Genomic DNA, 12,522 nt, shown 5'->3' with positions numbered 1-12,522 from the left:
AGAGCATTTCTGCAACCTAATATTAATTCATTTACTTCTATCAAAATGTATATCTCAAAGTAGTACCATAAGTACGTGGATCGCCTAAGATACCTGCATATTGACCCGCACTACCAGGAGCGGCCAATAATTGTTCAAAATAATCTTTGTTGGCCAAATTTCTACCCCAAACTAAAAGCGAAATACCATTTGATGCTCTGAAACCAACTCTTCCATTTAATAATGAGTAGCCATCAATATTCAAGAATTGAGAAGGTGATGGACTTGATGAGAACTCAGAACGGAAATAAACATCTAAACCAGCGAAATAATTACCTTTCAGTCCCAATAGGCTTCCTTTAGTTGAAGCTTCCACCCCAAATGATCCAGACCATTTAGAAATACCTGGTAAACGTCCACCTGATACATCTTTAAAAGCTTGTGTTCCACCCACTTCTTCTAACGGCACTGGGGCATTGATGAATGAAACATATTTCCCATCTGTATAAGCTACTGCTCCATTGAATGTAAAGTGATTGTTTATTCTGATGTTTCCATCTAATTCAACACCTCTTACACGAACTTTCTCGGCATTAGCTAAATAACCTCTATTTACACCAGGTTCAGGTGTTTGTACTTGTGTTTGATAATCTTTGATTTCATCATCGAAGAAAACTACATTCAAAATAGAGTTAGCTGAAGGTTTTGTTTTTACACCTACTTCAATATGTTTTACAAATTCAGGTTTTACTTTTGCAAGGTCAATCAAGACTTGTCCATTGGCAGTTGGTAAACCTCCGATATTGATACCCACTGGTTTGTAACTCGAAGCATAAGTTGCATAAGCATTAATATTCTTATTTGCTTTATACTGTAAAGTCAATTGTCCTGAAAGATTACCATTGGTTGCTTCGGTGTTAAAGGCTTGATTGGTATAAACTGCATTTTTCAATGCGATTAAAGCAGCATCTGTTGTTTGTAAACCACCGTAAGTTTCTCTTTTATAATTAGCTGTTTTCTTGTCATAGTTATATCTGATACCTGGTAAAACGTGCAATTTTTCAGTAATCGCCCAATCAACTTGACTGAAAGCCGCTAAACTTGTACTTTGGATACGGTTAGTAGTACGAATACCAAAGTTATCAAACAATCCTGGAGTTTTCCATAATGCACTCGTTGAGCTTTGAGCAAAACGCCATTGAGCCGAACCTGCTTCTTCTGTTTGAACTGGATCTGAATTCAAATCTTGCCACAAACCAAACAAACCAACCACACCACTTACTTTTGAAGAAATTTTCCCAGAATATCTCACTTCTTGAGACCACTGTTCGTGTTTTGAATTACCTGATGAAATAGTGAATATTGGTAAGCCTGTATAATCACGGTCATTCAAAGGAGTCCATCTCCAATAACGCCATGCCGAAGTAGAAGTTAAAGTACCATTACCAATTTTAATATCAGCATTTACAGAAGCCCCTCCTAATTGATTATCTGCTTTTGAAGGCGTATCTAAGTCAACAATTCTCTCAAATGGGCTGCTGTAAGGAAGTGTATAATTTAAATCTTTAATAATAGCATTGAATTGGCGATAAGCTGCACGTTTGGTAGTAACTACTCCTGCAACAGGCCAGCCATAACCATTTGGTTTTTGGTCTGTTACATCAGCAATAAATGTAATTTTAATTTTATCTGTAGGTGTATATAATAACTGACCTCTAAAGCCAAGGTTATTAATATCATTCATGTGTTGTTGTGTTTTTACATTATAGAGCAAACCATCTCTTTGAGTACCAGAGAATGAAATTCTTGCAGCCAATTTTTTACTCAAAGCTCCAGAAAGTGAACCTTTTGCTTGAATATAACCATAATTACCATAGCTAAGCTCAAAACTGGCAGTTGGAGTGAAACTTGCTTCACGAGTAGTAATATTGAAAGCTCCAGCAGTTGTGTTTTTACCAAATAATGTACCCTGTGGGCCACGTAGCACTTCAACACGGTCAATATCAACGAAGTCTAAAGCAGTTGCTGCTGGACGAGCATAATAAACACCATCTACATAAAAACCAACACCTGGGTCGATACCATCGTTGGTTAAACCAAATGTTGAACCTAAACCACGAATATTTAAAGTAGTATTTCGTGCATTTGAAGCATATAATTGAACGGTTGGAACAAGTTCTTTCAAACGGTTAACATTAAATGCCCCTGCATCTTCGGCAGTTGCCCCACGAATTACCGAAATTGGAATTGGAATGTCTTGCACAGCTTCTTGACGACGACGAGAAGAAACCACTACATCAGCCAATTGATTAACATCTTGGTCGAGTTTAATTTCAACTTTGCTCTCGCTTATGACTATTTCTCTTTTTACATATCCAACAAATGAAACGATAACAGTAAAAGGAAGTTTTTGACCTGTAATTAGGGCAAATTCGCCATTTGCATCGGTTGCTGCTCCATTGGTGGTACCCTTAATGGATACAGTAGCACCAATTAATTTCTCATTGGTTATTGCATCTATCACAGTACCCGACACAGTTGCGTTGATTATGGGTTTATCTTGTGCTGATAAAAATAGAGGCAAGAAAATTACCGCTACTAAAAATGTTGTTTTTAAAATTTTTTTCATTAGTTTGTAATCGTTTAATTTTAAATAATAAATCTGAACAGGTCATTACTTGTCAGAGTCATTTTGCTTGATATTGTTTTTGATTAAACTTTACCAGTTTGGTGGCCGCCAGACTGGTTTTTTATTTTAGATCCAACAGGGTATTTTTATGTTCACCATTTTGGGTTTTTATTTATTAATGGCACAAAAATATATAATCTATATACTCTATCAAATTAATAGAATTATATTTTGCAAAATTCTTTCATTCTTTATAAACATTCTTTAATATATTATATTTTTACTTAAAAAAAAGGGATTAAAACAAGAAGAATCGTTTTATTTGAAATATTTGTAAAGGAAAATTTGAGAATATATACTTAAATAAAGAAATGTAATGTTGGAAATCAAGCAAATTGAGTGAATTGCAAAAACTGAGAAGATTAATAAATTGACAATCTTATGAAGTCCTATTCAAACTATCTTGGGTAATTACGGTTTTTATTAGAAATAGGAATAATCTAACATATAAAAAAATGGGAGTGTAAATCAGAAAGATTAATCACTTTTTTGATTGAAAATGAGTTAATTCGTTCCCCTTCTCTCCCACCTTTTAAAAAGTCAATATCCTTCGTTAAAGAAAATTACTAATCCATCTTTTCCAGCAACAATAAGGTCTTTTTTTCCAGAGCCAACCAAATCAGCCACTGCAAAATAAATTCCTGTCCCTTTTCCTTCACCAGCAGGGCCATAAGCAATTTTATTTTTGATAAATGCTGTACCATTCCATTTAAAATAATACAATCCTACCTCATCATTTTCACCTGGATCTTTTCCATTATGAGCTCTGAAGCGTTTACCAGTAATTAACTCAGGTTTTCCATCATTGTCTAAATCAGCCCACTCCATAGTATGGTATTGAGAGGCAGTTTCATCAATCAAATGTTTTTTCCATGTCCGAGTTGTGCCAGTTAGCACCTGCTCGTACCAATGTAAACCATAAGTATGACCTTGACCAACAATCAGGTCATTTTTCCCATCCGCATTGACATCAACTACTAAAATCGGAACACTGGCAGTTCCTAATGAAAACTCAGGTTTCAACTCCCATTTTTCATTTCCATTATTTTTCACCCATCCATCACTCAAAATCAAATCACCTTTCCCATCTCCGTCAATGTCGCCAAAACCCAACCCATGCCCTTGATTATCAGCGATATTAATTTGATTAAAATTTCCATTCTCTACCTTGAAATATTTCAATGGTAATTTTGGATTATTGGGTACAATCTCTACTTTTCCATCACCATCAATATCCCATGCTCTGATACATTCTATATTACCAACTTTAGCGATTTCATGTATTTTCCAACGTTGTTCTTTTGATTTGCCAGGGTTTTCGAGCCAGCGTAGCGTTTGGTCAAACCAGCCTCCTGTGATATAATCCACGTTTCCATCTGCATTAACATCCATACAAATCGAAGCAAAGTCATCATAATATTCGCCTTGTCTTTTTTGATTATCAATTAGGTGTCGGTCACGAAAATTATTTTTCCTTGTACCATTATTTTCGTACCAAAAATCACCAGAAATCAAATCAAGTTTGCCATCATTATTTATATCTGCCACACCCACCGACTCATAACTTTCTGCTGCTACAAAATACCTACTAAATTTTATCAATGTTGGTTTTGAACTTTGAATACATAAAATTATCAAAGGAAATAAGAGATAAAATAGTCCTTTTGAGCGAATTGAGGCAAAAATTTTGACAAGTCTATTTTTCATGTTTTTTGATACAGATAAATGTAAATACATTGAAATAAAACAACTAAAATATTGATAATCAACATTTTAAAACACATTATTTAAAATTTTACTCATATTTTCTACTAAGCTATCTTGTATAAACATAACATTTTATAAATATATAAACAAAAAAACTTGGTATTATACAAATCAAACAATATTGTACAATTCAACTATCCTGTACTGTGCTGTAAATCTAAAATTTTGAATCTTATCAAATAACTCTATTTTAATGCCTTTATATGCTCAGCTACATTGAGCATAGTATCAATATAAATTTCTTTTTCGTTTTCTTTCAAATAATGTAGTAGCTGACTATGTGCTTCTTTTGATACATTTAAACCATGCTCACCTCCTACACCATGAAATAGAAAAACCAATAATTTACCCGAATTCTGAGCTTGTTTCACTAATTCAATCATTTTCTCGCCTGAAGTACCTTCCATGCTGTAACAATCAATATCCATGAGATTTTGTTCTTGCAAATTGTGCATTTGACTTCTTACCGCCCGAGCCGCAACAAATTCATTAGTAAGTGTTTGTATAAACTCACCTTCAACTACTTTTTTATGTCCGCAGGTAAAAGCAAATGTTCTTTTGTCTTTCCCATCAATTGATTTCAGATAAGCATTGCACATTTTGATTTCATCTTGGATCCTTCTCAAACTATATTTACTCAAATCATATTCTGGTCTTACCCAACTCATTCCTTGTTCAGAGGCATCACATGGATGATAAAGTGTATGATTGCCCAGTTCATGTCCATTTGCGGCGGCTTTTCTCCAATCATTCACTCTCCTTATCCCAGCATCTGATGAGGCTGTCAAGTAAAAAGTACCTTTTAAACTCAAAGAGTCTAATGCCGGAATAACATTATCAAGATGAACATTGAGGGCATCGTCATAGGTTAAGACTACCGAACATTTTTTGCCTTTCCAAGGCTTACTTTCATCCAAGCTTTCAGCATCAGTTCTGAAAGGAGAAGCGGGCAAATCAGCCGAATTATAGAAATTAACACTTTCTGGATTATCTTGCCAAGCATATCGGACATATTTTGGTGTTTTCACTAATTCATTCCAAAGTTCAATTTTATTTTTTCCAACTATTAGTGTTTTTGCCCAAACGAATTTCTTATCATAATCTGCTATCGAAAACCAACGTAATTCTTCGTTATCTTTTGAAGTAATGCCGTTTGCCACTTGATCGAAAGTGAGTATAATTTTATCATTCTCGATTTGTTGATTTGTTAATATTGGCCCAGAATAAACTACATTTTTTTCGTTATAGGCTAAATTTCGAGCTGCCAAAGCAAGTCGTTTGCCAATATCTTTTTTGTTGAGTGGGTGAATATCGTTCCATTCGCCCAAATCTATTGTAACAGCCACCGCAGTATTTGGCAAGCTAAGGGCTTTATTTTGGGCTTCTCGTAATCTTGCAATATTACTTTCGGTGGTGGTATAGTTTACTTCTTGAAAATTAGGCAATTGTACCACAAAAAAAGGCAAATTATTATCATTCCATAGTTTCCGCCAATCATTGATTAAAGCAATGATAAAATCATCATATTTTTCTGGACTTCCAGTATTACTTTCTCCCTGATACCAAATAAATCCCTTTATTTTCATTGGCAAAACAGGAGCTATCATGGCATTGAATAAAGCTGTTGGTTGATTTTGTTGAACTAAACTTTGGCTACCTGTAAAATTAAAAGGTTGATAAACTTCTCCAACTTTATATTGCCATGTACCTTTAAGGTCAATTTCTTCGCCGTTGGCAGTCATGTAATAAGGTTTGTCAGGTACAAAACCACCTTTTCCAGAAGTATTCGTTACCCTTATAACAAAAGTATTTTTACCTTCTTTTAACAAATCAGCAGGAATTTCGTAGCGGCGAGGAGGGTATTGATAAGTGATATTACCAATCTTTTTACCATTGACATACATTTCGTCTGCATCAATGATTCGCCCCATGAATAATTTTATTGGTTTTCCAAGCCAACTTTTTGGGACTTCAAAAGTTCTTCTAAACCAAACTACTCCGTTCAGATCTTTGATTCCTTGGTCTTCCCAATAACCTGGAATATTCATATTTCTCCAACCTTTTGGTTGATAGTCAGGGCTTTCCCAATGCTCAATCGTGCCTAAATCTTTTACTTGCATCGGTGTTCTGTTAATCAATGAAGAGCGGCGATTGAATGAATTTACGTAACTGGTATCTTTGTTTCGAACAATGGTTTTCTGAATATCAGCGAAGTTTTTATAGCCACCTTCACTAATCCATGCCTCAATGGGAGTTCCTCCAACAGAACTATTAATAATTCCAATTGGAACATTATATTTTTCGTAAATTTCTCTTGCAAAAAAGTATGAGGTCGCACCGAAAGTAAGTATATCTTTAGGGTTTGCCACCTTCCATTCCCCTTGAGGGAAATCATTTTTTGGAGCGTTAAGATTGGTTAACGTTTGTACAAAAAAGTTTCTGATGTTTGGATAATTAGCATTTGTAATATCTTCTGGATACTTTTCTTTTACCCTTTCCATAGGCGTAACCATATTGCTTTGACCACTACAAAGCCATACATCACCAAAAGCGATATTTTTAAGCGTAATTTCGTTGTTACCTTTCAAAACCATCGTAATGTCAGTTCCTGCTGGTTGAGCTGGAAGAATCAATTCCCATTTTCCAGCATCATTTGCTGACGTTTTAAATGTTTTTTTATCGAAAAGTAAAGTGATTTTTTCTTTTGGCGTAGCCCAACCCCAAATTTTAATGGGCTGGTCTCGTTGCAAAACCATGTTATCCGAAATTAGTTTAGGTAATCTAATTTGTGCATTAACAGCAAACACGCTCACTAAGCAGCATGTAAAAAATACAATTTTTAAAAACTTCATTATTTCTTGATTGTTTAAAACGATAAAAAGCACATATACTTTATTTTTTTTTACTAAGTCCTCTGCTTTTACTTTGAGTGTCAATTTTCGATTGGCCTAATTAGCAAAAATGGCCTTTTTAGTAGCTAAAAATCTGTTTTTATTTTCCACAAAAAACTACTTTCTAAATCTTATTTCAGAATTAAAAGCAAAAATTAAGCAACTAATTTTGTAATATTCAAATATTTTTAATAATTAATTTGATTTAGTCAAAAAACTCTTCTATTCTTGTGGTAAAATCTACCATAAGACAATTTAAAGTTACAAATATCTCAAAAATGATCTGGCTTGGATAGAAATCTAATCGATATATTTTGAGAGAAAAACTCAGATTAGAACATTATGATATAACTATTTTTAAACATATAAATTTCGACCCTCAATCATTATGAAACAAGAAACCCATAAACTTAGTATTCTCGAAAAAGTAGGTTATAGTTTGGGAGATTTAGCTGCAAATTTGATTTTTCAAACCTTAATGACTTTTTTAGCTTATTTTTATACAGATATTTACAAAATCCCAGCAGGAACTGCCAGTGTTGTGATCTTTATTGGTGGTTTTTTTGGTGCATTTTTTAATATTTTAATGGGAATTATTGCTGACCGAACTAACACTCGGTGGGGGAAGTTTCGTCCTTGGGTATTATGGACCTCAATTCCTTTTGGTGTGATTTCACTGCTTGCTTTCACAACCCCAGATTTTGGAGAAACTGGTAAAATAATTTATGCCTCAATTACCTATTTTCTTTTAGTAATCATTTATTCGGCAAACAATTTACCATATTCGGCTTTAAGTGGTGTGATAACAGGCGATATGAAAGAGCGAAACAGTCTTTCGTCCTATCGTTTTGTAGCCGTAATGGTGGCTCAATTCATCATTCAATCTTTGCTTCTACCATTAGCTCTTTCACTTGGACATGGTGATAAAGCGGCTGGCTTTGAAAAAGTTATCCTATTTTTTGCAATTGTGGGAGTTATTTGCTTTTTCATTACATTTTTAACAACTAAAGAAAGAATTCAGCCAGCATCAACTACTGAAAAAAGTACTATTAGACAAGATCTTACAGATTTATCTAAAAACAGACCTTGGATAATTATGTTATTAGTTACCATTTTGGTATTTATTACTTTAGCTTTAAAAGGAGGAATGTATATTTATTATTTTAAATATTACCTAAATCCTGCTTCACAAGCGGCTTTTTTAGAAGAAATTGGTTTCAATAGTTTTATTGGAGGTTTAAATCAAGCAATCACAGGTTTAGGTCTCGGTAAGTTTGAATGGCCTGAAGATGCTCCTACCTCAGCTAATAGTTTATTCAATGCTGGTGGTATTATTTTTATGATCATTGGCATTATGTTTTCCAAACCATTGGCCGATAAATTTGGAAAAAGAAATATCTTCGGAATTTTCCTTAGCCTTTCCGCATTATGTCTCATTATGTTTAATTTTTATTCAAGAGAAGCCATAGGTATCGTTTTCATCACGCAAATTTTGCATGGCTTTACTTATGGTGTTACAATTCCTCTTTTATGGGCAATGATTGCAGATGTAGCTGATTACAGTGAATTACAAAATAATCGTAGAGCTACTGCTATGATTTTTTCGGCAATGATTTTTGGTTTAAAAATTGGGTTGAGTGTCGGTGGAGCAGTCGGTGCAGCTCTACTTTCTACTTATGGCTACGTTGCCGAAAAAGTTGAACAAACAGAAAGTACAGTATCAGGCATAAAAATGTCTGTCAGTATCTATCCAGGTCTCGTATTTCTGATTGGTGCATTGCTATTATTTGGTTATGAGATTAATAAAAAAATGGAAGTTAAATTGGAGGCAGAATTGAAAGAAAAAAGAAATAAATAGCCAACAAAAAATATTTATTTGAATAAATTAATAATAAAAAAAATGCCAGAGGAAAGTATTGAACACATTGATTTCAAGGATTTAAACAATAAATCTATTTCAAAACCACTCGTCAAACATATTTTTACAGCAGACCCTTCTGCACATGTATTTGACGGTAAAATTTATATTTATCCATCCCACGACATTGAAGCTGGAATACCTTTTGATGATTTAGGGAGTCATTTTGCGATGGAAGATTATCGAGTAATTTCGATGGATTCGTTAGATGATGAGGCAATTGATAATGGTGTAGCTCTACATGTAAATGATGTACCTTGGGCAGCACGTCAAATGTGGGCTCCCGACGCAGCTTGTAAAGATGGAAAATATTATCTTTATTTTCCTGCAAAAAAAGCTGATGGAATATTCCAAATTGGCGTAGCTATTTCTGACTCACCTACTGGGCCATTTTTAGCAGAACCTTTACCAATTGAAGGTAGTTATAGCATCGACCCTGCAGTTTTTGAAGATAATGATGGCAGTTTTTATATGTATTTTGGTGGAATTTGGGGAGGACAATTGCAAAAATATCGCAACAATCAATACAATTTAGACAATGAAGAGCCAAGTGCAGAAGAGGAAGCACTTTGTCCGATTGTAGCGAAACTCACTGATGACATGAAGCAATTTGCCGAAACGCCGAAGCAATTATTGATTTTGGACAAAAATGGCAAACCTCTTTTGGCAGGCGATAATGACAGACGTTTTTTTGAAGCTTCTTGGATGCACCGCTATAATGGTAAATATTATTTCTCATACTCTACTGGTGATACACATTTTATATGCTATGCCATAGGTGATAATCCTTATGGGCCATTTATTTATCAAGGAAGAATATTAAACCCTGTTGTTGGATGGACGACCCACCATTCTATTTGCGAATTTGAGGGCAAAACTTATCTTTTTTACCATGATTCGAGCCTTTCTGAGGGAGTTACACATCTTAGAAGTATAAAAGTTACGGAGTTGACCTATCATTCAGATGGCACAATACGAACCATCGACCCTTATTTAAATTAATAATTTTATTTAATCTTCCTTATTATGCTATGCACACAGGCTTTCTTCATTTGTGCATAGCATATTTAGTTGACTAATAGCTACTAAAACAGTTCTCCTTCGAACACATTTTCATTCTTTTTGTTTTCTTATAATACCAGCATTTTGTATGCCAACAAAAAATGATAGCAGATTATGCTTACAATTCATATAAAAACAAGTAATTTTAATCTTTTATTATGAAATATTGCTTGGTAGCTAAGCTCATTTGCTCTTTCTAAGTCAAATCCAAACAGAAAATACAACAAGATGTTATCAGATTCGGAACTGCTATTACAATTCCAAGATGAACTAAAGCGACACGATGCTTTTAGTCAACTGCTAAAAAAATATCAGCAGAAAATCTATTGGCACATTCGTAAAATGGTCATTGACCATGATGATGCTGACGATGTTGTGCAGGAAACTTTCATAAAAGTTTGGCAGGGTTTACAAAACTTCAGATCCGATTCACAACTTTATACTTGGATTTATCGTATTGCTACCAATGAAAGTTTAAACTTTTTACAAAAAAAACGCCGCCAAAACCATGTTCCGCTTGATAATGATGATAGCCTCGACCTATTGAATACCCTTGAAAGTTCGATAAGTCAAGATTATATTTCGGGCGATGAAATTCAGATAAAACTCCAAAAAGCACTTTTACAACTACCTGATAAACAACGCTTAGTATTTAACATGAGATATTATGATGACTTGAAATATGATGAAATTGCTGAAATTACTGGCACTTCAGTGGGTGCCTTGAAAGCATCTTATCATTTAGCCGTCAAGAAAATAGAAGAATCACTCAATAGTCAAGAGATAAGTTTTTAACAAAAATTTAAACCTTCTTAAAATATCTTTGTCAAATCATCGTTCTCTCAAATTTTAGAAAATTTCAAAAATGATTTCTTTAGATAAAATAGTCAAAAATAATATTTTCAAAGTTCCTTCCAATTACTTTGAAAACCTTACTTTGACTATCCAACAACGAGTAGAAACGCAGGAAGAATTAAGTTTTAATTTAGAAAAAACAAACAATTTTTCAACTCCAAATGGTTATTTCGACGAACTTTCTTCAAAAATTTTCAGTAGAATTGAGCAAATTGAACAAAAAAACTTTGATTTAGAGCAATTAAAAAGAGTTAATATTTTTAAAACTCCCAATGGCTATTTTGAAAATTTAGACGAAAGAATCTATGCAAATGTTTTGATAGAAAGTCTTGACAAACAGATAGAATTTAAAGTTCCAAATAATTATTTTCAAAACCTTGAGGCAAATTTAGGTATTGAACGATTTAATAAAGAAAATGTTTTTAATGTTCCTCCGCATTATTTTGAGACATTATCAGAAAATATTTTATCCAAAATTGATACTGAGAAAAAAGGCCGTGTTATTCATGTAAATTGGCTTTCTAGTCGAGTCAAGTGGTCGGCTGCCGCAAGTATTATATTGATGGTTGGGCTTTGGTTTGCTGTACCACAATTCACTAAAGATAAAACAACATTAGCATTAGAAAAAGTAAGTAATGACGATATCAAAAATTATTTAGAAACCCAAGATTTAAGTTATTTAGAATATGAATCTGTGGTTGAAAATGCAAAAAATACAAGTAAAACCGTTGATTCTAAAGTATTAGAGGGTCTAAAAATAAATAAACAAGAAATTTTAGAGCATTTAGAAACCCAAGATTTAGAAGAAGAAATTTAAAACACACATAAAATATAAACGCCAAAGAAAATGAAAAAAATAATTTTTATAGCTTTGCTTATGCCCATTTTATCAATGGCACAAGTGCGACAAGGTGGTGGCAGTGGACAACGTTTTCAGAAAATTCAATCAGCTAAAATAGGGTTGATTACTGAACGCTTGAATCTTACGCCAGAACAAGCTCCCCAATTTTGGGCAGTTTATAATGAATATGATGGAAAAAAAATTGACTTAAAAAAAGCAATCCGTCGAACAATGGAAGAGGGTACTTCATTAGCTGCTACTGATGAAAAAATTACTTCTGCCCAAAAGCAAGTTGTTGCACTTCGTCGAAAAGAACTTGACTTAGAAGAAGAATACATGTCTAAAATCTTAAAAACAATTACACCTCGTCAATATTCCGAACTTAAACGGACAGAAGCACATTTCAATAAGATTTTATTAGAAAAATTGAATGAAAAAGAGGAAAATTGAAATGTATTAAAATAAATTTAGGCTTTATTCAGTGTCATTAGGCAATAAAAAGGTCAAATTCTTCGGAGTT

The 12,522-nt window shown here is 33.6% G+C and carries 8 protein-coding genes; 5 read left to right on the top strand and 3 right to left on the bottom strand.

The window, feature by feature from the left end; genetic code table 11:
- Window positions 1-40: 40 nt before the first annotated feature.
- The 3 genes from ACQUQZ_RS09855 to ACQUQZ_RS09845 all read right to left on the bottom strand — a co-directional run bounded on the left by ACQUQZ_RS09855 (window position 41) and on the right by ACQUQZ_RS09845 (window position 7,287).
- Window positions 41-2,608, bottom strand: coding sequence for a TonB-dependent receptor (locus ACQUQZ_RS09855; protein WP_435354722.1), 2,568 nt, complete (start codon window positions 2,606-2,608; stop codon window positions 41-43).
- 600 nt (window positions 2,609-3,208) lie between these two features.
- Window positions 3,209-4,375 carry an FG-GAP repeat domain-containing protein gene (locus tag ACQUQZ_RS09850; protein ID WP_435354721.1) on the bottom strand — a complete coding sequence of 389 codons (1,167 nt, stop codon included), beginning with the start codon at window positions 4,373-4,375 and terminating at the stop codon, window positions 3,209-3,211.
- A gap of 245 nt (window positions 4,376-4,620) precedes the next feature.
- Complete coding sequence (locus ACQUQZ_RS09845) at window positions 4,621-7,287, bottom strand: sialate O-acetylesterase (protein ID WP_435354720.1); 2,667 nt, start codon at window positions 7,285-7,287, stop codon at window positions 4,621-4,623.
- 427 nt (window positions 7,288-7,714) lie between these two features.
- Between ACQUQZ_RS09845 and ACQUQZ_RS09840 the strand changes: the two genes are divergently transcribed.
- From ACQUQZ_RS09840 to ACQUQZ_RS09820, 5 genes are all read left to right on the top strand, one after another.
- Complete coding sequence (locus ACQUQZ_RS09840) at window positions 7,715-9,184, top strand: MFS transporter (RefSeq protein WP_435354719.1); 1,470 nt, start codon at window positions 7,715-7,717, stop codon at window positions 9,182-9,184.
- A gap of 42 nt (window positions 9,185-9,226) precedes the next feature.
- Window positions 9,227-10,246: a glycoside hydrolase family 43 protein gene (locus ACQUQZ_RS09835; protein WP_435354718.1), complete on the top strand. Its 1,020-nt coding sequence runs from the start codon at window positions 9,227-9,229 to the stop codon at window positions 10,244-10,246.
- A gap of 288 nt (window positions 10,247-10,534) precedes the next feature.
- Window positions 10,535-11,101 carry an RNA polymerase sigma factor gene (locus tag ACQUQZ_RS09830; protein WP_435354717.1) on the top strand — a complete coding sequence of 189 codons (567 nt, stop codon included), beginning with the start codon at window positions 10,535-10,537 and terminating at the stop codon, window positions 11,099-11,101.
- Window positions 11,102-11,171: 70 nt separating this feature from the next.
- Entirely contained in the window at window positions 11,172-11,978 is an 807-nt protein-coding gene (locus tag ACQUQZ_RS09825) for a hypothetical protein (protein WP_435354715.1), read from the top strand.
- 30 nt (window positions 11,979-12,008) lie between these two features.
- Window positions 12,009-12,452 carry a Spy/CpxP family protein refolding chaperone gene (locus ACQUQZ_RS09820; protein ID WP_435354713.1) on the top strand — a complete coding sequence of 148 codons (444 nt, stop codon included), beginning with the start codon at window positions 12,009-12,011 and terminating at the stop codon, window positions 12,450-12,452.
- Window positions 12,453-12,522: the final 70 nt, after the last annotated feature.

Source organism: Emticicia sp. SJ17W-69, from assembly GCF_051209875.1.
Classification (GTDB): Bacteria; Bacteroidota; Bacteroidia; order Cytophagales; family Spirosomataceae; genus Emticicia.
The sequence above is the reverse complement of the archived record's forward strand: the minus strand, read 5'-3'. Positions and strand labels throughout refer to the sequence as shown.

Excerpts from the sequence above, each read along its gene's own strand:
- ACQUQZ_RS09855 (WP_435354722.1), bottom strand. The coding sequence starts at position 2,608 with ATGAAAAAAATTTTAAAAACAACATTTTTAGTAGCGGTAATTTTCTTG.
- ACQUQZ_RS09850 (WP_435354721.1), bottom strand. The coding sequence starts at position 4,375 with ATGAAAAATAGACTTGTCAAAATTTTTGCCTCAATTCGCTCAAAAGGA.
- ACQUQZ_RS09845 (WP_435354720.1), bottom strand. The coding sequence starts at position 7,287 with ATGAAGTTTTTAAAAATTGTATTTTTTACATGCTGCTTAGTGAGCGTG.
- ACQUQZ_RS09840 (WP_435354719.1), top strand. The coding sequence starts at position 7,715 with ATGAAACAAGAAACCCATAAACTTAGTATTCTCGAAAAAGTAGGTTAT.
- ACQUQZ_RS09835 (WP_435354718.1), top strand. The coding sequence starts at position 9,227 with ATGCCAGAGGAAAGTATTGAACACATTGATTTCAAGGATTTAAACAAT.
- ACQUQZ_RS09830 (WP_435354717.1), top strand. The coding sequence starts at position 10,535 with ATGTTATCAGATTCGGAACTGCTATTACAATTCCAAGATGAACTAAAG.
- ACQUQZ_RS09825 (WP_435354715.1), top strand. The coding sequence starts at position 11,172 with ATGATTTCTTTAGATAAAATAGTCAAAAATAATATTTTCAAAGTTCCT.
- ACQUQZ_RS09820 (WP_435354713.1), top strand. The coding sequence starts at position 12,009 with ATGAAAAAAATAATTTTTATAGCTTTGCTTATGCCCATTTTATCAATG.